15 protein-coding genes are annotated in these 22,998 nt (G+C 68.4%); 14 read left to right on the forward strand and 1 reads right to left on the reverse strand.

Annotated elements, in window-relative coordinates; all coding sequences use genetic code 11:
• Window positions 1-222: 222 nt before the first annotated feature.
• The 12 genes from ACNQPB_RS14540 to ACNQPB_RS14595 all read left to right on the forward strand — a co-directional run bounded on the left by ACNQPB_RS14540 (window position 223) and on the right by ACNQPB_RS14595 (window position 20,318).
• Window positions 223-1,194, forward strand: a complete 972-nt coding sequence (locus ACNQPB_RS14540) for an AAA family ATPase (RefSeq protein WP_498752850.1) — start codon at window positions 223-225, stop codon at window positions 1,192-1,194.
• A 34-nt stretch (window positions 1,195-1,228) separates the two neighbouring features.
• Complete coding sequence (locus ACNQPB_RS14545; RefSeq protein WP_498752851.1) at window positions 1,229-2,620, forward strand: DUF58 domain-containing protein; 1,392 nt, start codon at window positions 1,229-1,231, stop codon at window positions 2,618-2,620.
• Entirely contained in the window at window positions 2,617-5,112 is a 2,496-nt protein-coding gene (locus ACNQPB_RS14550) for a transglutaminase TgpA family protein (RefSeq protein WP_498752853.1), read from the forward strand. Before ACNQPB_RS14545 ends, ACNQPB_RS14550 begins: the two co-directional genes overlap by 4 nt.
• Window positions 5,113-5,378: 266 nt before the next feature.
• Window positions 5,379-6,635: an RDD family protein gene (locus ACNQPB_RS14555; RefSeq protein ID WP_498752855.1), complete on the forward strand. Its 1,257-nt coding sequence runs from the start codon at window positions 5,379-5,381 to the stop codon at window positions 6,633-6,635.
• Window positions 6,632-7,549 (forward strand): PP2C family protein-serine/threonine phosphatase, encoded by a 918-nt coding sequence (locus ACNQPB_RS14560; protein ID WP_498752856.1) that lies wholly within the window; start codon window positions 6,632-6,634, stop codon window positions 7,547-7,549. The genes ACNQPB_RS14555 and ACNQPB_RS14560 overlap by 4 nt, the downstream gene beginning before the upstream one ends.
• Window positions 7,536-9,416: a double zinc ribbon and FHA domain-containing protein gene (locus ACNQPB_RS14565; protein WP_498752857.1), complete on the forward strand. Its 1,881-nt coding sequence runs from the start codon at window positions 7,536-7,538 to the stop codon at window positions 9,414-9,416. Before ACNQPB_RS14560 ends, ACNQPB_RS14565 begins: the two co-directional genes overlap by 14 nt.
• A complete protein-coding gene (locus ACNQPB_RS14570) occupies window positions 9,413-11,137 on the forward strand; it encodes a serine/threonine-protein kinase (protein ID WP_498752859.1) in 1,725 nt (574 codons plus the stop codon). Before ACNQPB_RS14565 ends, ACNQPB_RS14570 begins: the two co-directional genes overlap by 4 nt.
• 34 nt (window positions 11,138-11,171) lie before the next feature.
• Entirely contained in the window at window positions 11,172-11,876 is a 705-nt protein-coding gene (locus ACNQPB_RS14575; protein ID WP_498752861.1) for a hypothetical protein, read from the forward strand.
• A complete protein-coding gene (locus ACNQPB_RS14580) occupies window positions 11,873-16,318 on the forward strand; it encodes a type VII secretion EssC family protein (RefSeq protein WP_498752863.1) in 4,446 nt (1,481 codons plus the stop codon). Before ACNQPB_RS14575 ends, ACNQPB_RS14580 begins: the two co-directional genes overlap by 4 nt.
• A 194-nt stretch (window positions 16,319-16,512) precedes the next feature.
• Window positions 16,513-17,121 (forward strand): hypothetical protein, encoded by a 609-nt coding sequence (locus ACNQPB_RS14585; protein ID WP_498752865.1) that lies wholly within the window; start codon window positions 16,513-16,515, stop codon window positions 17,119-17,121.
• Between the two features lie 75 nt (window positions 17,122-17,196).
• A complete protein-coding gene (ligA, locus tag ACNQPB_RS14590) occupies window positions 17,197-19,497 on the forward strand; it encodes an NAD-dependent DNA ligase LigA (protein ID WP_498752867.1) in 2,301 nt (766 codons plus the stop codon).
• On the forward strand, window positions 19,494-20,318 hold the full coding sequence (locus ACNQPB_RS14595; protein ID WP_498752868.1) for an inositol monophosphatase family protein: 825 nt from the start codon (window positions 19,494-19,496) through the stop codon (window positions 20,316-20,318). Before ligA ends, ACNQPB_RS14595 begins: the two co-directional genes overlap by 4 nt.
• 46 nt (window positions 20,319-20,364) lie before the next feature.
• On the opposite strand, the gene ACNQPB_RS14600 is transcribed toward ACNQPB_RS14595, so the two are convergent.
• A complete protein-coding gene (locus tag ACNQPB_RS14600) occupies window positions 20,365-21,729 on the reverse strand; it encodes an LLM class flavin-dependent oxidoreductase (protein WP_498752870.1) in 1,365 nt (454 codons plus the stop codon).
• 264 nt (window positions 21,730-21,993) lie between these two features.
• On the opposite strand from ACNQPB_RS14600, the gene ACNQPB_RS14605 reads away from it, so the two are divergent.
• Both ACNQPB_RS14605 and ACNQPB_RS14610 read left to right on the forward strand, forming a co-directional pair.
• On the forward strand, window positions 21,994-22,506 hold the full coding sequence (locus tag ACNQPB_RS14605; protein WP_498752872.1) for a GNAT family N-acetyltransferase: 513 nt from the start codon (window positions 21,994-21,996) through the stop codon (window positions 22,504-22,506).
• A gap of 56 nt (window positions 22,507-22,562) precedes the next feature.
• Window positions 22,563-22,946: a RidA family protein gene (locus ACNQPB_RS14610; protein ID WP_498752873.1), complete on the forward strand. Its 384-nt coding sequence runs from the start codon at window positions 22,563-22,565 to the stop codon at window positions 22,944-22,946.
• The last annotated feature ends 52 nt before the right edge of the window (window positions 22,947-22,998 follow it).

The raw sequence follows: 22,998 nt of genomic DNA on the forward strand, positions 1-22,998 counted from the left end.
CCCCGCCGGGGACCCCGCGCCGGGTGTAACGACCGGGGGGGGCGGGGGGTGCGGCGACACCCGTGTTATTTTGGCCGGGGCACCCCCCCCTTCTTCGGTGACCCTGGTGGGGCGGCACGGGGGGCCCGCCCCCACGCGCCTCACCTTGTACACCGCATTGAAGAACCCCGCCGCGGCTTCCACGACAGCCGCCCGGACCCCACCTAACGAAGGACCCATGACATGACAATGACAAGCGAACAGGCGGCCTGGTTTGCGGACACCTTCGAGAAGCTGGTCGGCAATGTCGGCCAGGCCGTGCTGGGCAAGTCCCATGTCATCCGCCTGACGTTCACGGCCATGCTCGCCGAGGGCCACGTCCTCTTCGAGGACGCTCCGGGCACGGGCAAGACCTCCCTTGCCCGGGCCCTTGCGGCCACGGTCCAGGGCTCGCACAACCGCATCCAGTTCACTCCGGACCTGCTGCCTTCGGATGTCACCGGCGTGACCATCTACGACCAGAAGACCCAGAAGTTCGAGTTCCACAAGGGCCCGATCTTCAGCAACATCGTGCTTGCTGACGAAATCAACCGGGCTTCGCCGAAGACCCAGTCCGCGCTCCTCGAAGTCATGGAGGAATCCCGGGTGACCGTGGACGGCACCACCTACGAGGCGGGCCGCCCGTTCATGGTGCTCGCCACCCAGAACCCGATCGAACAGGCCGGCACCTACCGCCTGCCCGAGGCCCAGCTGGACCGCTTCCTCATCAAGACCTCCATCGGCTACCCGGACCACGCATCCACGGTGCAGCTGCTGGGCGGAAGCAACCTGAAGGACCGTTCGCGCGACCTCAGCCCGATCATCACCACCCAGGCCGTGGCCGACATGGCCGACCTCGCGGCCACCACGCACATCGATACTGCCGTGCTGGAGTACATTTCGCGCCTGTGCGAGGAGACCCGCAACGCCCCCGAGACCCGTCTGGGCGTCTCGGTCCGTGGCGCCCTGGCCATGGTCCGCGCAGCCAAAGTGTGGGCGGCCGGGCAGGGACGCAACTTCGTCCTGCCGGACGACATCAAGGAACTGGCCGGGGTTGTCTGGACCCACCGTTTCGTCATGGACCCTGAAGCCGAGTTCTCCGGCGCCACGGCCGATGCCGTGCTTGGCCGCGTGCTGAACGACGTCGCTGCCCCGCAGCAGCGCGCCAACGTCTGACGCGCTTCCTGTTCCACGAACAAAGGTCTCCATAATGTCTACCGGCACACCCCTGAAACGGGCTGCTGCAACCGTCAAACGCTCCCTGGGCCCGCTCGGGGAGCGTCTCGGCGCCCTCGGGGGAGGGGCCGGGAAAGCGGCGGCCGCGATCCCCGGCAAGATCCCGCCAAAACTGCACCCGGCCGCCGTCTGGCGTGAAGCGTCGCAGGCCCTGGCTGAGTGGCTCACCCCGCTCGGGAAGACGCTGCGCAGCCTCTGGCTCGCCTACGCCTGGCCGCCGCTGTCCGTGGTCAGCATCCTCGGCTGGGTAGTCCTGGCCGCTGCCGTCCTGCTGTGGATCACCGGCCAGGCCTGGGGCTGGCAGGAGGCAAAGTCGGCAGCACTCGTGGCCTTCCTGTTGTTCCTCTTCGCGGTGGCTTTCATTCTCGGCCGCTCCGCCTACGGGGTGGTACTCGACATGTCCCGGACGCGGGTGGCGGTAGGCGACGACGCCGTCGGCAGCATCGCGGTGTCCAACACCTCCACCAGGCCGCTGCTGCCGGCCGACCTCGAACTCCCGGTGGGCAGCAACACCGCGGTTTTCCACCTGCCCAGGATGAAACCGGGCCAGGTGCACGAGGACCTTTTCACCATCCCGACGGCGCGCCGTTCCGTGATCGTTGTGGGCCCGGTGCGTTCCGTGCGGGCTGATCCGCTGCACCTTCTGCGCCGCCGCGTGCTCTGGACGGACCCGGTGGACCTCTATGTCCACCCGAAGACCACGGTCCTGGCCGGCTCGGCCGCGGGGTTCATCCGCGACCTGGAAGGCATGCCCACCACGGAGCTTTCCAGCGCGGACGTCTCCTTCCACGCCCTGCGCGACTACGTGCCGGGCGACGACCGCCGGCACATCCACTGGAAGACCACCGCACGCACCAACAAGCTGATGGTCCGCCAGTTCGAGGAGACCCGGCGCGCGCACCTGGCCATCTCGCTGTCCATTAACACCGACGAGTACGACTCCGAGGCCGAGTTCGAGCTCGCCATCTCCGTGGCCGCCTCCATCGGCCGGCAGGCCATCCGTGAACAACGCGAACTCGACGTACTGACCCAGAAGGGACCGCTGCGCTGCGAAACCGGCCGGAACCTGCTGGATGACATGACCCGGATTGTCGGGGCACCGATGCGACGGAACGCCGTCGACCTCGCCCGGACCCTTGCGGACACGGTGCCCAACGCCTCCGTGGTCTTCTTTGTCGTGGGCAGCGGAGTCACTCCTGCGCAGTTGCGTTCCGCAGCGGCGTCGGTACCCGCCGGAGTGCGCAGCCTTGCCGTGCGTGTGCAGGCAGGTGCGGCAGCGGCGCGGGCCAACATCGCAGACCTGACCGTCCTGACCGTTGGCGATCTTGACGATCTCGCCCTGGTACTCCGGAAGGCGGCCGCATGAGCTCCGTCCAGACTCCCCGCGCCCGGCGCGGCAAGCGGGCCGTGGTCGCCAAGTCGGCTTTCGCTGACGGCCGCCCCCTGTGGCATTCCGCGCTCGACGCCGGCGCCCTGGTCCTGCTGTTGGGCCTCGGCATGCTCGGGTTCAGCCAGAGCTTCGGCGGCGATCCGCACTATCTCCTGGCCGGCTTCGGCGGAATCGTGACCGGCCTGGCAATTGCCGCGGCCAATGCGCACTACCGCCTCGGACTCCTGATCACCGTGGCGGTGGCATTCGGCGCGTACATGATCCTGGGCACGCCCCTGGCGGTGCCGGATGCCGCCATCGCGGGCATGCTGCCCAGCCTCGACTCGCTGCGGACCCTGCTGCTGGGCGTGGTGTTCGCCTGGAAGGACATGCTGACTGTCGGCGTTCCCGTGGGCACGGCGGGCGGAATGCTGATCGTACCTTTCCTCAGCGCATTGATCTGTGCACTGACGGGCGGACTGTTCGCCTGGCGGCTGAAGAGCCCCTACTGGCCCCTCCTGCCCGTGATGGCACTGTTCGTCACCGGCATCCTGTTCAGCACCAGCGCGGCGTTCCTCAACGTCGAACGCGGCGTGGGAGTCGCCATCGGTGCCATCGTCTGGGCAACCTTCCGCCGCGACGTGCTGCGGCGCAACGACACCCGCCGGGTGTCCGCCAACCGCCCCGGGGCTGACGCCCAGGTGGCACGGCGTGGGCGGCTGCGCCGCCTGGGGATGGCGGCAACGGTGATCGCGGCCGCCGTCGGGATCACCGCCGTCGCTTCGCCGCTGGTCACGGCCACCGACGACCGCAAGGTGCTGCGCAACAGCATCGTTCCGCCGTTCGACCCGCGCGACTACATCACACCGCTGGCAAGCTTCCGGGAGTTCGTCAAGGACAAGAAGGACGACACCCTCTTCACAGTCAAGGGCCTGCCCAAGGACGGCCGGGTCCGCCTGGCCGCCCTGGACTCCTTCAACGGACTGAACTACAACATGGATCCGAACGGCTCCGGCAGCTTCAACAAAGTGGGTGACGCCCGCGCGCTGAACACCGGGACCGGGGAGGCCGCCGGAACCGCGGGGACCGACTACACGCTGGACATCACCGTGGGGGACTACCAGGGCTACTTCGTGCCCGGCGGCCGCCGCACCACGGGAATCAGCTTCGCCAACGGTTCGCAAGCGGCGTCCGGGCTGTATTTCAATGCCGGAACGGACACCGCGGTCACCACGAAGGGCCTCAGCCAGGGCGACAACTACTCGGTGCGGGTCTCGGACCCCGGCAAGCTCGAACACGGCCAGCTGACCCAGTACGATTTCGCCAAGCTGACGCTCCCGGCACCGCAAGAGGTGCCGCCGGTGGTCGGTTCGCAGGCCAACGAACTGTCCGCCGACGCCCCCACGGCGATCGACCGCGTGCGGCAGATCGAAGCCCATTTCCAGAAGTCCGGGGCGTTCAGCAACGGACTCGTCGCCGACGGCCAGCTTCCCAGCCTGCCCGGCCATAGCGCCGCCCGCATCCGCAGCCTGCTGACAGCCAAGCAGATGCTCGGCGACGACGAACAGTACGCGGTGGCCATGTCCCTGATGCTGCGCCATCTGGGCATCCCCTCGCGTGTGGTGATGGGTTTCTACCCGGACCCGAAGAGCCCCGAAAATGGTGCTGCGGATGTCCCGATCAAGGGCAAGGATGTCCACGCGTGGGTCGAGGTGGCCTTCGACCGCGTGGGCTGGGTTGCCTTCGATCCCACCCCGCCCAAGGACAACGTGCCGATTCCACCGGACCCGCAGACCAAGTCCAAGCCCAAGCCGCAGGTGCTGCAGCCGCCGCCCCCGCCGCAGGAGCCCGCGGACCTGCCGCCGGACTCCACTCCGGATGCCTTGGATGCCGACGAGAAGAAGAACAACCCGTGGCTGTTCTGGGGTGCGCTGCTGGCTGCGGTCGGCACCGCGCTGCTTCCGCTGGTGATCCTCGCGCTGCCGCTGGCGCTGATCCTGCTGTTGAAACTGCGGCGCAGGAAGAGCCGGTTGAGCACCGGCCACCCGGCACAGCGGGTCGGCGGCGGGTGGAGCGAGGTGGTCAGCCTCGCCACCGACATGGGCGCCGCGATCAACAGCAAGTCAACCCGCCGGGAGTCCGCCGAGGTAATCGCCGAGGCGTTCCCCGTGAACGGTTCGACGACGACGATGCTCGCCGGCCGTGCCGACGCTGCCATCTTCGGGGCGGGGCAGCCCAGCGAAGAAGAAGTGCAGAAGTACTGGGAAATCGTGGACGGCTCCCTCAAGGACATCACCAGCAACGTTGGCTTCTGGAAGCGCCAACAGGCGCGGTTCTCGCCGCGGTCCCTGCTGGCCGAGGGGCGCACGGCGATCCGGGATGGCAGCCTCAAGCCGCACCGGCTCCGCGCGGTCTTGCGCAGGAACACGCTCTTCGGCAGGAACACGGAGCAGCAGGGCGATGCAGGGAAGGAACAGCAGGAGCAATGAGCGGCAACGAGGAACAGTGCCCCGCCTGCCGGCAGGTCGTGAAACCCGGCGCATCGTTCTGCACCAGATGTGGTTCTCCGCTCAGCAACCGTGGTGCCAGGATCGAGCGCAACATCCGCCAGGCCCAGCCGGCCGGCCTGGACCCGGCTGTCCCTCATGCCGGAAGCGATGCCGGTAGGATCGCCATAGCGCCCACGCCGCCCGGTTCCGAAGGACCGCGGCCGTCGGGACAGCGCATGCCGCAGGGACCAGGGGGAGGGTTAAAGATGGACAACAATGTGGGACTGGTTCCGGCGTCGACGGGCAAGCGGCTGGGAGCCGCGGTGCTCGACTGGCTCGGACCGGCAGTCCTCCTGGGCATTGGATTCGGCGTCGGAGCGGCCGGGATTACGGAGCGGCGCAGCAACGGCTTCATTGTCTACGACACGGGGCTGTTTGTAGTCCTCGGCAGCATCGCCACGGGGTTGACCCTCGTCTACACCCTCGTGCTGCTTGGCATCGAAGCCCGCAGTGGCAACACCATCGGAAACCGGATGATGGGCATCCGCAGCACGGACTCCGACGGATATGCCCCTGGCGCCGGCGTCGTGTTCCTGCGCGGACTCATCACCGGCGGGGTGCTGCTCCTGACCGTCATCGCCGCTGCGCTGGTGATGGCACTCGGGTGGTTGGGCATCGCCCTGCTCATCCTCGGTCCGCTCTTCGCGCTGTCCGTCGCGTGGGCCGTGATCGTGGTTGTTTCCAATGCCTGGGACAAACAGGGCAAGCTGCGGGGCTGGCACGACAAAGCGTCCAAGGCGTTGGTGTTCGATGTCTCCGCGGGCCGCAACCCGGTCAAGACCGGCGGCATCCCGGGTGAGTACAACTTCGCCCCGATGGACCTGCCACCGGTGCAGCAGGTGGCATCGCCGGTTGCGATGCCGGCCGCGAAGGGCCCCGCCCAAAATGCCGGGCAGCCCCTGCAGATCCCGCAGCCGGGAGTTCCGGCAACCGGAGCGTCGCATGGAGCCCCGATGCAGCAGCACAACCCCGTACAGCAGCACAACCCGAACCAATGGCAGCCGCCCGTCTCCGCGCCGCCCTGGGCTGCCCCGGCAGGAGCACCCGGTCCGGCAGGCGCGCAGGCCCCGACCCACCCGGACGACGACGTCGAACGCACCCAGCTGCGCCCGGGTGTCCAAGCCGCCGCACCGGCGGTGCTGCGTATCCGCCTCGACGACGGTCAGGACCTCGAAGTGGGCAGCTCCCTGCTGATCGGACGCAATCCCGCTCCGATGGCCGGGGAAACGGTTGAGCAGCTGTTCCCGGTGTCCGATCCCGGGCGTTCGATCTCCAAGACCCACCTGCAGCTTCGGCGTGAGGGCGACGGCGTTTGGGTCACGGACCGGAACTCCACCAACGGCTCGGCCGTCACCACCCCGGACGGCATCCAAAACAAGCTGGTTCCCGGAGAGGCCGTCTTCATCCGCCCCGGCTCCACCGTCCAGTTCGGCGACCGTTTCTTCCACCTAGGACAGGCATGAATTCACACCCCGCAGCCGCAGCTGCCACCGCCAATGAGTCCGGATTCGGTCTCAGCTACGGCTACGGTACGGACCGTGGCCTGCGCCGCGAACTCAATGAGGATTCGTTCATCGCCTCTGATCCCGTATTCGCCGTGGCCGACGGCATGGGCGGTCATGAAGCAGGCGAGATCGCCAGCGGCCTCTGCGTCCGCACGCTCGGCGGTTACCCGCAGCTGGCTTCCGGCATCCGTACCGCTACGGCAGCGGAGCTGCAGGAGTGCCTGCTGGCGGCGGACGCCCGCATCCGCAGCGCGACCGGCGCCCGGGCCGGTACCACCCTGTCCGGCGTCGTCGTGGTGGAACAGCTGGGCCTGCCCTATTGGCTGGTCATGAACATCGGCGATTCGCGCACCTACCGGCTCAGCCAGGGTGGATTTGCCCAGATCAGCGTGGACCACTCCGAAGTACAGGAAATGGTGGACGCCGGAAGCATCACGGCGGAAGAAGCGATCGTGCACCCGCGCCGCCACGTCGTCACCCGTGCGCTGGGGACCGGAGACGAGACGGAGGCCGACTTCTGGCTCCTGCCGATCCACGAAGGGGACCGGATCCTGGTCTGCTCCGACGGACTCACGGGCGAGCTCAATGACGAGCACATCTTCCGGATCCTGAGCACCGTGGGCCATCCCCAGGATGCCGTGGATGCCCTGATCCAAGCGGCCCTGCGGTCCGGTGGCAGGGACAACGTGACGGTTGTGGTGGTGGACGCCAAGAACGTCATGAACGACGCGGGCGTGGCAACCACCGCTCCGCGGCCGGGCGCCGATGCTGAGGACGAGGACACTTTGCCGCGCCATGAACTGCCTGCCCCGGATTCCGGCGGCAGCGGCGGGCCGGACGGACACGGAGACGGCGGCAATGGCAAGGAATAGTTACGTTCCCGGTGACTGGTTCGGCGTGGTCCGCTCCGGCACCGTCGTCGTGCTCGGCCCTGGCACCGGCCCGGAGCTGCTTGACTCCCTGTGGGCCCTGCTTGGGCGCGGCCCGGAAATCCATGAGGTCCTGAACGAGGTCACCGAAGCCTTCGGGGTGTCCCTGACCCGCATCCCCCCGTTCGGCATCATCGACACCACGGATGCGCTGCGCGTCGTCCTGCGCGGCGACCTCGAACTGGAAACCCTGGATGGTGCCCTGCAAAGCCTCCATGGCCGCGACGTGACCACCTGGGCGGAGCGCCGCATGGAGCTCCCTGCCTCCTACCGCCTGCGGATCGGCGCGGCCCAAAGTATCGGCCAGGACCCCGTGGCTGAACGCCCCCTGCCTTTGCAGGAGGGAGTAGTGCTGCTGTCCGGGCTGGTGGCAACCCTCACCGGCGGCGACGAACCCACGGTTCGGGCCGATGCCATGGCAGCCCCGGCGTCGCCCATTACCGCAGCCTCCACCATTGCCTGGCCCCCGACGGCGGAGCGTCCGGCTTCGGTCGAAACGATCCTCGCGCTTGAGCCGGAGGCCGGGACGGTGTCCGGGGCCGTGCCCGGCGACGAAGAGCCGGAAGATGCAGCTCGGGATGACGCGGCACATGACGACCTGGAACTGACGATCGCTCCTGGACAGCTCCGTGACGACTCGGATGCGGCCGAAGAACCGGCTGCTGAAGACCCGGCCACCGAAGAGCCGGCAGCCGAAGACCCGGCCGCTGAAGAGCCGGCAGCCGAAGAGCCGGCCGCCGCGGAAGCCGGGGTGGACACTGGAGCCACCACTGACGAATTGGTCCGGAACCTGGAACAGACCAGCAGCTACGACCACCTGTGGGAGCGGACCGTCATCCGCAGCATCGAGGATGCCGCCGTGCGGCTGGACCAGGACGACGAGGAGCATGCGGAGCCCGCGCAGGTGCCGGCCCGGCCGGAGCCGCAGGCGCCGGAGGCCCGGCCCAGGTTGCCCGAGCCGCAGGTAGCCCCGCCGCAAGCGGCCCCGCAGCCGCCAGCCCCGCCGCAACCAGCCCCGCAAGGCAGCGGATTGATCTCCTCAGTGCCTTGGCTTTCGGGCAATCCTGCGCCCGCACCGCAACCGCCCGCACCGCAACCAGTTGCGCCGCAGCTGCCCGCACCGCAACCGCCCGCACCGCAACCAGTTGCGCCGCAGCTGCCCGCACCGCAACCGCCCGCACCGCAACCAGTTGCGCCGCAGCTGCCCGCACCCGGCGCCTTCTCCGGCGTCGGCGACGACGACAGTGACCACGACGGCCACACGGTCATGAAAAGCAGCCTGGCGAGCCTCACCTCCCCGCCGGCTCCGGCCGCCCCGGCCGGCGGCGAACTTCTGCCCGATGGAACGAAGCGTCCGCTGGTCCTGGCCCGGGTCTGCCCGCAAGGCCACGCCAACCCGCCCACCTATGCGCAGTGCCCGTCCTGCGGGAGCGCCCTATCCGGCGACGGCGTCCAGGTCCCGCGTCCGAGCCTCGGCAAGGTCCGGCTGTCCACCGGTGAAGTCATCGAGCTGGACCGGTCCCTGGTCATCGGACGCCAGCCGTCGGTGTCCCGGGTCCAGGGCGGCGGCATGCCGGCGCTGGTCCAGGTGGAGAGCCCGGGCGGGGACATTTCACGTTCCCATGTGGAGGTCCGCCTTGAGGGCTGGCACGTGATGCTCTGCGACCTCAAGGCCACCAACGGCACCGTCCTGGTCCGGGAAGGCCAGGCGCCGCGCCGGCTTGCCCAGAACGAGATGGCCATCGTCCTGGACGGCGACATCGCCGAGCTGGGCGACAACATTTCATTGCGTTTCGAGGAGATTCTGTGAGTTCCAAGCGGCCCCCTGCACCACCGCCGCCCCTTCCCGGCTACAACTACATCAGCCACCTCGGCTCCGGGGGCTTTGCAGACGTCTACCTCTACGAACAGGACCGGCCGCGCCGCAGGGTCGCCGTCAAGGTGCTCCTCTCGGACCTGAAGACCGAGGATGCGCGCCGCCGCTTCGAATCCGAAGCCAACCTCATGGCGCAGCTGTCCTCACACCCGTACATCGTCACCATCTTCGAGGCCGAGACCACCGAAGACGGCCACTCGTACCTGGCCATGGAGTACTGCTCGCGTCCCAGCCTGGACGTGCGCTACCGACGCCAGCGCTTCAGCGTGGACGAGGTCCTGGCGGTGGGCATCCAGGTGGCGTCCGCCGTCGAGACCGCGCACCGCGCGGGAATCGTGCACCGCGACATCAAGCCCGCGAACATCCTGGTGACCGACTACAACCGGCCGGCGCTGACTGACTTCGGCATCTCGGGCACCATCGGTGACGACAGCGATGAGGACGCCGGAATGTCCATCCCGTGGTCGCCTCCGGAGCAGTTCCGCGGCGGCCCGGTGGACGGCGTACCCGTGGACGTCTGGGCCCTCGGCGCCACCCTTTACACCCTGCTCGCCGGCCGTTCGCCCTTCGTGATGCCGGGGCAGGACAACTCCCAGCGTGAGCTGATTTCCCGGATCACCAACTCACCCGTGCCGCGCCTCGGCCGGGCCGACGTTCCGGAGTCGCTGGAACTGGTGCTGTCCACCGCCATGGCCAAAGCCCCGCAATCCCGGTACTCCTCGGCGCATGCCTTCGCACTTGCGCTGCAGCGGATCCAGGCCGAACTGAACCTGTCGGTGACGCCCTTTGAAGTGCTGGCCGAGCCCGCCGGCTCCGACGACGCCCACCCGGACGACAACTTCGAGGAAACCCGGGTCCGCAGTGTCGCCTCGATCGACCCCGACGGCGGTACCTCGCCTACCGGTTCCGCGCCGACGTTCCCGGCCCGGACCTTCCCGCAAACCCGGACCCAGCCGCCCGCCGTGCCGGCTGCCCCGCAGGCGACTCCGCGGGCTAGTCCGCAGGCAAAACCGCAGGCGACTCCGCAGGAGGAACACTACGATTCCACCGTCCTGCGCGGCTGGACGCCGGGGCCTGCTCATACGCCGCCGCCGGCCTTCCCCGGCGGGACGCCCGCCGGACAACGGCCGGTTCCGCAGCACTCCGAGGCCGACCTTGCCGCCACCGTCAACCGGCCGGCGGCGGCCGCGGACGAAGACAGCGAAGCCGCGGAAACCGGAGCGCCGGACCACCGCAGACGGAACCTCGTGCTCGCTGCCGTCGGCGCCGCGGTGCTGGTGGTCGCCGTCGTCGTCGGAATAGTGCTGGGCGCCAATGCACCCCAGAAGGCGCAGCCGATGGAAACGAACAGTAAAGCGCCGGCGGACGCCCTCGACAACGGAGTTGTGCCGGACGTCGCGAACCTGACAGCCAGGCGCACCGCGCCCGGAAAAGTCCGCTTCACCTGGGCAAATCCGCAGCCGCAGGAGGGCGACACCTACAAATGGCGCCGTGCATTCGCAGCCGACGCCGACTACCACGCCACGAAGGCCTTGACGATGGAAATCACCGAAAACCCAGGCGGCCGGACCTGTATCCAGGTGATCATCGTCCGCTCGGACGGCAACGCGTCACCGGCCGGCGACGACTCCGTCAACTGCTTTATCGGGAAGTAATGAAACACAGCTACGAGGACCAAGGAGGCCTGGCATGGGAGATCTGGCAATAGATTTCTGTGGGGAATGGCACGAGCCATCCGACGAAGACGTCTTCAACATCGGCCGCGAGGGTGACCTGGAGGTCGACGACAACCCCTACCTGCACCGCCGTTTCCTGCAGATCGCGCGCTATGACGGCATCTGGTGGCTGAGCAACGTGGGCACCATGCTCTCTGCCACCATCGCGGACGGCTCCGGCGGGATGCAGGCCTGGCTTGCGCCGGGCGCCCGGATCCCGCTGGTGTTCAGCCACACCAAAGTGATCTTCACCGCCGGACCCACCACCTATGAGTTCGCCGTGCACCTGAAGACGCCGTCCTTCCGGCAGGAAGTGCGCGACGACGAGTCGGCCGGCGACACGACGATCGGGCCGGTCGTGTTCACCGATTCGCAGAAGGCACTGATCGTCGCATTGGCTGAGCCGATGCTGCGCCGCGACGGGACCGGCTTCAGCTCGATCCCGTCCTCGGCGGAGGCCGCCAAACGGCTGGGCTGGGCCCTGACCCGCTTCAACCGCAAGCTCGACAACGTCTGCGACAAGCTGGACCGGGTGGGAGTGGTGGGCCTGCGCGGCGGTGGCGGAAAGCTCGCCACCAACCGGCGGGCCCGGCTGGTGGAGCACGCGGTCACCTCGCACCTGGTCACCTCGGAGGACCTGTTCCTGCTGGAAAAGATGAGGGGCGCTGACGAAGCATGAAGTTCCGCCTGACTTTGCGCCGCGATCCCGCCGTTGCCAAGGACCTCGCGGTCACCGTGGACGGCCGTGCCACGGTCGCGGACATCGCCGGCGAGCTCTGGGCCGCCGACCCGGACCGGCAAGGCACCGATGTTCCTCGGAACCTCTCCCTCAAGGTCGATGAAGCCTTCGTCGGGGCAGGCATGAGCGGCATCGTCCTGGACCCTGCCGGGAACCTGCTGGAGTCCGGGCTGCGGCCCGGATCGACGGTGTCCCTGACCCAGGTGAGCGAACAGTTCACCACCCCGGGCGGAACCCGCGGCCCGACGGCGGCGACCCTCCGTGTGCTGTCGGGTCCGGACTCGGGGAGCGAGTTTTCCCTGCCGTTCGGCACCAGCTACATCGGCCGGGACCGGGAAGCGGACATCCGGCTCAACGATCCCATGACCTCCAAGCGGCACGCCCGCATCACGGTCGCCGAGACGGTGGAAATCGCGGACACCAACTCCGCCAACGGCCTGCTCATGGACGGCCTGCCGGTGGCACGGGCCACCCTGAATTCCTCGGACACGGTCACCCTCGGCGACACCACGGTCGGCGTCGTCGCGCTGTCCCGCAACCACGGCGCCGCGCCCAGCTCCCCGCTGGTGGACTTCAACCGTTCCCCGCGGGTGGTACCGCGCTTCGACCCGCCCAAGCGCGTGGTTCCGGCCGGCCCGAAGCGCCCGGACCACCAGCCGTTCCCGTACATCATGCTGATGGCTCCGCTCCTGATGGGCGGCATCATGTTCGCCATCACCCAGAACGTTCTCTCCGTGGTCTTCATGATGATGATGCCGCTGTTCATCGTCGGCCACTACGTGGACCACAAGGTCCAGTCGAAGCGGCAGATGAAGGAGGCCATCAAGCAGTTCCGAGCCTCCATGCTGGCGTTCCGCGAAGACATCGCCGAGCAGCAGAACGTCGAACGCTCTGTGCGGCTGCAGGAATCGCCCTCCGTGAGCGACACCGTGGACGCGATCTACAAGCTCGGCCCGCTCCTGTGGACCCACCGCCCGGAACACAAAGGCTTCCTGGGCGTGCGCTTCGGACTGGGCACGGCGCCGTCGCGCATTCCGTTCGAGGAGCCCGGCAGCAACGACACCGAGGCGCAGTACATGCGCGAGATCCAGGAATGCCTGGCCCAGGTGCGGATGATCGACGGCGTGCCGATCGTCTCCCAGCTGCGGACCTCCGGCTCCTTCGGCATCGCCGGTGAGCGCGGATTGGTCGACGACGTCGCCCGCGGCATGGTGCTCCAGCTGGTGGGCCTGCATTCGCCGGCGGAGCTTGTGGTGACCGCCCTGACCTCCGGCCGTTCGCGTGAGCGCTGGAACTGGCTGCAGTGGCTGCCCCACGTCGGCTCCGGCCACAGCCCGCTTTCCGGCGACCACCTCGCGGCGGGGCCAGGCGCCGGAGCTTCCCTCCTGTCCAGGCTCGAAGATCTCGTGGAGCAGCGGGAGGCCGCATCCAAGGACCCGCGGCCGCTGCCGCGACCGTCCCTCGCCAACGAGCACGGCGACGTTGCAGCGCCGGTGCTGCCCACGGTCCTGGTGGTCGTCGAAGACGACGCGCCCGTGGACCGCGGCCGCCTCACCCGGCTGGTGGAGCGCGGACCCGATTCCGGCGTCCACGTCATGTGGGTCGCCGCAAACGTGCAGGCCCTCCCCGCCGCCTGCCGCGACTTCATGGCTGTCGACGGCGACCACGGCACCACCACGGGCCAGGTCCGGCTCGGACGGCACACCTATCCTGTGAGCTGCGAAAGCGTCGAAGCCGGGCTTGCCACCCAGCTTGCCCGCATGATGTCGCCCCTGGTGGACGTGGGCAAACCGGTCGACGACGACTCCGACCTTCCCCGCGCCGTGTCTTATGTGACGCTGGTGGGCAAGGAATTCATGGACCTCCCGCAGTCGGTGGCTGAACGCTGGCAGGAGAACAACTCCGTGCACTCCAGCGCCGTGCCCAACCGCAAGGACAACGGCAGCCTGCGCGCCCTGGTCGGATCCAAGGGCGTGGAACCGTTCTACCTGGACCTGAAGAACGAGGGCCCGCACGCCCTCGTCGGCGGAACCACCGGTGCCGGCAAGTCCGAGTTCCTGCAGTCCTGGGTGATGGGCATGGCCTCGGCCTACAGCCCGGACCGGGTCACGTTCCTCTTCGTGGACTACAAAGGCGGTGCCGCGTTCGCGGACTGCGTGAAGCTTCCGCACACCGTGGGCCTGGTGACAGACCTTTCGCCGCACCTGGTGCGCCGCGCCCTCACCTCGCTGCGGGCGGAGCTGCACTACCGCGAGCACCTGTTCAACCGGAAGAAGGCCAAGGACCTCCTCGCCCTGCAGCGCGAAGCTGATCCTGAGGCACCGCCGTACCTGATCATCATCGTGGACGAGTTCGCCGCCCTCGCCTCCGAGATGCCCGAGTTCGTGGACGGCGTGGTGGACGTTGCCGCCCGTGGCCGCTCCCTGGGCGTGCACCTGATCCTCGCCACCCAGCGCCCCGCCGGTGTCATCAAGGACAGCCTGCGGGCCAACACCAACCTGCGGGTCGCGCTGCGCATGGCCGATGAGGAGGATGCCACGGACATCCTCGGCGTGCCCCTGGCCGCGTACTTCGATCCCTCCATTCCCGGCCGCGGCGCTGCCAAGACCGGTCCGGGCCGGATCCAGGGCTTCCAGACCGGATACGCCGGCGGCTGGACCACCGAGAAGCCGCAGCGTCCGCGGATCGACATCGTGGAGATGGCCTTCGGTTCGGGTGCGAGCTGGGAGGCGCCCGCTCCGGTGGGCGCCGTCAAGGAGGAACCCGCCGGACCGAACGACATTTCGCGGATGACCACCAACATCATCCGGGCCGCGGATTCCCTGGGCATCATGCCGCCCCGGAAGCCGTGGCTCAACGAACTGGCCACCACCTACGATTTCTCCAAGCTGCCCAATCCCCGTACCGATGAGCGGCTGCTGCTTGGTGTGGCCGACGACCCGGTACACCAGGACCAGCCCACCGTGTTCTACGAACCCGACAAGGACGGGAACATGGCCGTCTATGGCACGGGCGGCTCGGGCAAGTCGGCGGCGCTGCGCGGTATCGCCATCGCCGCAGCCGTCACGCCCCGCGGCGGCCCGGTGCACGTGTACGGCATCGACTGCGGCTCCTCGGGACTCAAGATGCTCGACGGCCTGCCGCACGTGGGCGAGATCATCGGCGGGGACGACGTCGAACGCGTCGGCCGCCTGCTGCGCTGGCTCCGCGACATCGCCGAAGACCGTTCCGCGCGCTTTGCCGAGGTCCGGGCCTCCACCATCGTGGAGTACCGGAAACTTGCCAACAGGCCCGACGAGAAGCGCATCTTCGTGCTGGTGGACGGCATGTCGGCCTTCCGCGAAGCCTATGAGTACAGCCGCCTTTCAGCCCTGTGGGACATCTTCCTGCAGCTGGCCACGGACGGCCGTCCGCTGGGCATCCACCTGGTGGTCAGCGGCGACCGGCCCAACTCTGTGCCCGCGTCATTGCTCGCCTCGATCCAGCGGCGACTGGTCCTGCGCCTCAGCTCCGAGGACGACTACATGACCCTGGACGTTCCCAAGGACGTGCTCAGCCCGGCGTCACCGCCCGGCCGCGGGCTCCTGGGCGATCTTGAGGTGCAGCTGGCCGTGCTCGGCGGGAACTCCAACCTCGCCCTGCAGGCCCGCGAAGTCACCAAGCTTGCCCAGGCCATGCAGCGCCAGGGCATGGAGGAGGCGCCGCAGATCCAGCGCCTGCCGGAGCAGGTTGACCTGGACATCCTGCCCGCCGGCGGCCCCGACCAGCCGGTCATCGGCGTCGACGACGAATCCCTCGACCCGGCGGCCATCGCCGCGAAGGGTCCGCTGCTGGTGTCCGGCCCGCCCGGTGCGGGCCGCACGGTTGCGCTCGTCACCATGGCCTACGCGCTGCGCCGCTCCAACCCGGACACGGAACTGATCTACATCGGGGCGCGGCGCTCCGCCGTGGCCGGCCTGAAGGTGTGGAACCGTTCGCTCGTGGGAGCCGACGAGGTGGAGGAAGCCGCGGAAGAACTGACGGAGCGGTCCACGGAACGTCCGGGAACCATGGCGATCTTCATCGAGGGCCTGACGGACTTCACCGATTCCCTCGCCGAAATGGCCATCAACAACCTCGTCACCGCGTCGATCAAGGCGGACCAATGGGTGGTCGGCGAATCCGAAAGCTCCACCTGGTCCCAGGCATGGTCCCTGGCCCAGCCCTTCAAGTCCGGGCGGCGCGGCCTGCTGCTCAACCCCTCGGATGTGGAGGGCGACAGCCTGCTCAGCACCTCCCTGGGCCGGGTCAGTCCGGACTTCATCCCGGGCCGCGGGTACATCGTGGGGCGCGGCAAGGTCCGCAAGATCCAGGTGGCGCTGCCGCCGGAGAACCGCAGCTAGCTGTGGTTCTCCGGCAAGCCCCGGTTCTCCGGGAGGCCCCGGTTCTCCGGGAGGCCCCGGTTCTCCGGGAGGCCCCGGTTCTCCGGGAGGCCCCGGTTTCGCCAGTGAATGGATTTGCCGGGGCCGCCCGGGTGTAGGAAAATTCCGGGACCATCCCCAATTTCCGGGCGGCACCGCTGCCCTTCGAGGCAATCATGACTGTTCGCCCCACCCCGAAGCACGGTGTTCCCGCCCGGGCAGCGGCACGGACCCCGTTCGCCGCGTCCCTTGCGGCCGTGCTCCTTGCGCTCCTGCTGGGTGCCTTCCCGCTGCTGACTGCACACGCCGAAGAGTCGGCCAAACCCTGCCCGCCCGGGCAGGTCTGCCAGCTGATCCCGCCCCTCCCGACGGCGTCGCCGACGCCCAGCGCGACGACGCCGACGGATCCCGCCCCGGTCATCCGGAAGCCTGCGCCGGCGAAGCCTCCGGTGGTGACGCCCGCGCCGACGGTCCTGGTGCCCGCCCCGAGCCCGACGGCGGCGGAGCCGACGCCGTCAGCCACCCCGACGCCGTCGGCAACAACCGCTTCCGCGACCCCGACGCCGAGCCGCTCGAGCGCAAGCGCGGAGCCTTCGGGCGAATCGAACTGGAACAAACCCATCGACGACGGCAAGGAAGCGAGCCAGGCCGCCCTGGTCAGCGACAAACAGGCCTCGGGGACGGGGGTTTTCGGGATCCTCGCCATCATGGCGGGCGTACTGGTGGTGGGCCTCGGCGGCCTGGCCTTTGCGTTGTGGAGCAGGAACCGGATCGGCACCCACTGAGTTCCAGGCTTTCCCGTTTTCCGCCCGCCTTTTGCTCTGCCGTGAATTGTCGGCCCTTTGCGGCAAGATAGGAGGGTGAGCACAGCAGAGAGCGTCAGTGGAAGCACGCCCGGAACCATCGAGGCCGTCGAGGGGGAGGTCCCTGCGCAGCCGGTCCGCGAAGAGTACGACGACCTTGCGGACCTTGTCCGCAAGCATCGCTACGCGTACTACCAGGAGGACGCGCCCACCATCTCGGACGCGGAATTCGACGCCCTCTACCGCCGCCTCGAGGAACTGGAAGCGCTGCATCCGGAACTCGTCTCGAATGACTCTCCCACGCAGGAAGTAGGCGGCGAGGTATCTGCCGCATTCGCCGCCGTCGAGCACCTCCAGCGGATGTACAGCCTGGAGGACGTGTTCTCCCTTGAGGAGCTCGAGGCTTGGGTGCGGAAGGCCGAAGCCTCGGTGGAGAAGCTGGGATCCGGCGTCCCGCCGGTCGCGTGGCTGACCGAGCTCAAGATCGACGGCCTGGCTGTGAACCTGCTCTACCGCGACGGCAAGCTGGTCCGGGCCGCCACCCGCGGTGACGGCACCACGGGTGAGGACATCACCCACAACGTGCTCACCATCAAGGAAATCCCGCGCGAACTCAGCGGCTCCGGGTTCCCGGCCGAAGTGGAGATCCGCGGTGAGGTCTTCATCCCGTCCAAGGATTTCGCCGAATTCAACGAAGCCCTGATCGAAGCCGGCAAGGCGCCCCTGGCCAACCCCCGCAACGCCGCGGCGGGTTCGCTGCGCCAGAAGGATCCCGCCGAGACTGCCAAGCGCCCGCTGCGGATGTTCGTGCACGGCATCGGCGCCCGCGAGGGACTGGCCGCCGCCAGCCAGTCCGAAACATACAAGTTGCTGGCCGAATGGGGCATGCCGGTCAGCCCCTACCTGAAGGTGCTCGGTTCCTTCGAAGAGGTCCTGGACTTCATAAAGCACTTCGGCGAGCACCGGCACGATCTCCTCCACGAGATCGACGGCATCGTGGTCAAGATCGATGACTTCGCCACCCAGCGCGCGCTGGGCTACACCTCCCGGGTTCCCCGCTGGGCCGTTGCCTACAAGTACCCGCCGGAGGAGGTCCACACCAAGCTGCTGGACATCCAGGTCAACGTCGGCCGCACCGGCCGGGTCACGCCGTTCGGGATCATGGAGCCCGTGAAGGTGGCCGGTTCCACCGTGGAGATGGCCACCCTGCACAACCAGGACGTGGTGAAGGCCAAGGGCGTCATGATCGGTGACATCGTGGTCCTGCGGAAGGCCGGGGACGTCATTCCGGAAATCGTCGGACCGGTCCTGGCCCTGCGCGAACAGCAGGACCCGCCTGTGCGCGAATTCGTCATGCCCACTGAATGCCCGTCCTGCCATACGCCGCTGGCGCCGGCGAAGGAGGGGGACGTGGACATCCGCTGCCCCAACTCGCGGTCCTGCCCCTCCCAGCTGCGCGAACGCGTCTTCCACGTCGCGGGCCGGGGAGCCTTCGACATCGAGGCTCTGGGGTGGGAAGCGGCGATCGCGCTTACCCAGCCGGCCGCTCCGGAGGTACCGCCGCTTGAGAATGAGGCACGGCTTTTCGACCTCACTCCGGAGGACCTGCAGAATGTCATGATCCGCCGCGAGAAGCGCAGTAAGGGCGCAGGCACGGGGGAGTGGGAACTCGTTCCCTATTTCTGGACGAAGCCCACCGCGAAAACCCCCTCCAAGCCGAGCGCCAACACCCAGAAACTCTTCAAGGAACTGGAGAAGGCCAAGACCCAGCCGCTGTGGCGCGTCCTCGTCGCCTTGTCCATCCGGCACGTGGGACCCACGGCCTCACGGGCGCTGGCGACCCGCTACGGTTCGATGGAGGCGTTGCTAGCCGTGCTCGAAACGGCCGATGCGCGTGAGCAGCTGGCGGAAGTCGACGGCGTCGGCCCCATCATCGCCGACGCCCTCATCGAATGGTTTGCCGTGGACTGGCACCGTGAAATCGTGCACAGGTGGAAGGCCGCCGGGGTCCGCATGGCCGACGAACGCGACGGCTCGGTGCAACGCAACCTCGAAGGCATGACCGTCGTCGTCACCGGAACCCTGCCCAACTTCAGCCGCGACGAAGCCAAGGAAGCCATCATCATCCGCGGCGGCAAGGCTGCCGGTTCGGTCTCGAAGAACACCAGCTACGTGGTGGCCGGGGAAAGCGCCGGGACCAAACTCGACAAGGCCGAACAGCTGGGCATCCCTGTCCTGGACGAGGACGGCTTCCGCGCGCTGCTCGACGGGACGCTGCCCGGTACTGAAACCGGGGCGGGCACTGATCCCGAGGCATCCGTGCCTGCCGAAGGCGCCAGCGAAGGAACTGCCGGATGACTGACGCCTTGGAACTCCTCGCCATCGCCAAACGCGCGGCCGCTGCCGGCGCCGGCGTGCTCGCCACCCGCTCCGCCGGGGGAAGCAGCGGTGCCGGCCTGGACGTCAGCAACAAGGGCGACGCCGGCGACTGGGTGACCGCTTTCGACGTCGCCGCCGAGGAAGCCGTCCGTGCGGTAATCACTGCCGCACGCCCGCACGACACCATCACCGGTGAGGAGCACGGCACCACCCGCCCGGAAGAAAGCAGCGGCTTCCGCTGGTCCATCGATCCCCTGGACGGCACCACCAACTTCATCCGGAACATCGTCTACTACGCCACCTCCGTGGCTGTCGCCGGGCCCGACGGCGCCTGGCTGGCCGGCGTCGTCCATGCGCCGGCACTGGGCAGGGTGTATTCTGCCGCGCGCGGCCACGGCGCCTGGCTTGAGGTAGCCGGCGAGGCTAGCAGGCTGACGGGGCCGGTGCCCGGCCGCGGCGGACTGATCCTCGCCACCGGGTTCAGCTACGATCCGGCCACGCGTTCCAGCCAGCTCAGCGGCCTGCCCGGCATGATGGACGGCTTCGCGGACGTCCGCAGGCTGGGATCGGCGGCGCTGGACCTGTGTCTCGTGGCGGACGGCAGCCACGACGCCTACGGGGAACGCGGACTCAACGAGCACGACTTCGCCGCCGGCGCCCTGATCGCCGAAGAGGCCGGTTGCTGGGTCCGACGCCCCAAGCTGCAAAGCCCGCTCGACGGCGGACCCGAGGACTACGACCGTCTCTCGGCCTGGACGTGCGCCGGGCCGCTGGAGCTCTCGGGCAAGTTCCCGCTCTGAACTCAGCGGCCGGGGCGGCCAGGCCGCCCCGGCCGGACCGTTTCCGCTAGAAGCCTGAACCGATCGAGGTCAGCTGCGGCGCCTCGATTCCGGCGTAGCGGCTGACCGGACGTTCCAGGCCGTAGTGGCCGCGAAGCGTCGAAGCCGTGTATTCGCGGCGGAAGAGGCCGCGCTCCTGCAGGATCGGCACCACCTGGTCCACGAAGGTTTCCAGGCCCGAGGGGAGCACCGGGGGCATGATGTTGAAGCCGTCGGCCGCTCCGGCGTCGAACCACTCCTGGATGGCGTCCGCGACCTGCTCGGCGGTTCCGGCGAAGGTGCGGTGCCCGCGGCCGCCGCCGAGGCGCCCGATGAGCTGCCGCACCGTCAGCTGTTCCCGGCGGGCGAGTTCCACGATCAGGGAGTAGCGGCTCTTGGCGCCCTCGATCTCGTCCTCGGAGGGAAGGTCGGCCGGCAACTGCCGGTCCAGGGGCAGGTCCTCGGGTGCCAGCCGGAGGGTCTTGGCGAGCTGCTCGCGGGCATACTCGGGCTTGATCAGTTCATCCAGCTCCCGCTCCAGCTTCAGCGCCTCCGCCTCGGTGGCACCGATCACCGGGACGATGCCCGGGAGGATCTTGATGCCTTCCGGGTCGCGGCCGATGGCGGCCGTGCGGGCCTTGAGGTCGGTGTAGAAGGCCTGCGCGTCGGCCAGGGTCTGGTGCGCCGTGAAGACCGCCTCGGCGTAGCGGGCGGCGAGGTTCTTGCCGTTCTCCGAGGAGCCGGCCTGCACGATCAGCGGGTGGCCCTGCGGGGAGCGGGGCACGTTCAGGGGGCCGCGGACCCGGAAGTGCTTGCCTTCATGGTCGATCGTGCGGATCCTTCCGGCATCGCCCCACACGCCTTCTGCCTTGTCGGCCACGATCGCGTCGTCATCCCAGCTGTCCCAGAGTTTTTGGGCAACCTCGATGAACTCGGCCGCGCGCTCGTAGCGGACGGCGTGCGCCGGCTGGTCGTCCACGCCGAAGTTCCGGGCGGCGTCGGGCCCGGCTGTGGTGACCACGTTCCAGCCGGCGCGCCCTCCGCTGACCCAGTCAACGGAGGCGAAGCGGCGGGCCAGGTTGAAGGGCTCGTTGTAGGTGGTGGAGGCGGTGGCGATGAGTCCGATCTTCTCCGTGGCGCCCGCGATGGCGGTCAGCAGGACGGTGGGTTCCAGCTTGCCGGCGGGCCGGCGTCCGACCTCGCCGAACAGCACGGGCGAGTCGGCGAAGAAGATCGAATCCAACTTGCCGCGCTCGGCGATGCGCGCGAGCTGCTGGTAATGCGCCACTTTCGTATTGGCGTTGGGGTCGCTTTCCGGCAGCCGCCAGGAGGCTTCGTGGTGGCCTGTGCTCATGAGGAAGGCGTTGAGGTGGAGGGTTCGTTGGGTGCTCATTCGGCGGTCCTTTCCTGGGTCCTGGCCGCCAATCAACCACGCCCGCCGCGGCCGGCGCCAGCTGTCCGACATCTTCACGAAACAGCGGGAAACCGGGCTTCACGGCCCGCAACCGGACTCAACACGGCGCCATTCAAAGCAACATCGGAAAGGCGCCCCGGCGACGTTCCGGAAGGGCCGCCGTCGGGCTCAACAAGTGATAGATCGGTCACGGAAATGCCCGTTTCGGGGGTCCGCCGCGTGCGGCGCCACTACGATGGATCGGTGCAATTACCGTTCACCGTCCGTCCCGCCAGTCCGGCAGACTATGACGACGTAGCCCGCATCACGCTCGACTCCTACGTCACCGCCGGCTACTACGGAGATCCGGAGCACCCGTACCTGCGCCAGCTCCAGGACGTGGCCGGCCGCGCCGAATACGCCGACGTGTGGGTGGCGGAACGCGGCGGCGCAGTGATCGGCTCGGTGACCGTGGCCTCGGCCGGCGGACCCTTCGCGGACATCGCCTACGAGGACGAACTCGAGATGCGCACCCTCGTCGTGGATCCGGCCGTGCAGCGCTCCGGCGCGGGCAAAAGCCTGGTCAAGGCCCTCGTGGATCACGCCCGCTCCCGTGCCGGCATCAACGCCGTCGCCCTGACCACCGGCGCCACCTGGGAAAGCGCCAACGCCCTGTACCAGGCCACCGGATTCGAGCGGGTGCCGGAACGGGACTGGTTCGTGCCGGGCACCGACATAAAGCTGTTCGTTTACCGGCGCGAGCTCGGCCAGCCCTAAAGTTTCACCGTAGACCCCGGCCACCGGGCCGGGCGCGGCGACAGGAGAAGCGCGGCATGCGCAAGACTTACGGCACGGGTTCGGTCTGGGAACAGTCCCTCGGATACTCGCGTGCGGTGCAGGTGGACAACACCCTTTACATTTCCGCCACGGCCGCCTCCGGTCCGGACGGCATCGTGGGCGATGACTTCTACTCGCAGAGCAAGTACATCCTCGAGAAGCTTGGCACCGTGCTGGCCGACGCCGGGTTCTCCTACGAAGACGTGGTGCAGTCGAAGCTGTACCTGACGGACATCAGCAAGTGGGAAGACGCCGGCCGCGCCCACGGCGAGGTCTTCGGCGACATCCGTCCCACCCTCTCTCTGGTGCATGTGCTGCCGTTCCTTGACCCGCAGATGCTCGTCGAGATCGAACTGGTCGCACGGAAGAGCGCCAACTAGACCCTCCTTATTTGGCGCGAACGTACAGTTGAGGCCCTGAAACCGCCGGTTT

The organism is Curtobacterium sp. LFS079 (assembly GCF_047977865.1).
Classification (GTDB): domain Bacteria; phylum Actinomycetota; class Actinomycetes; order Actinomycetales; family Micrococcaceae; genus Arthrobacter.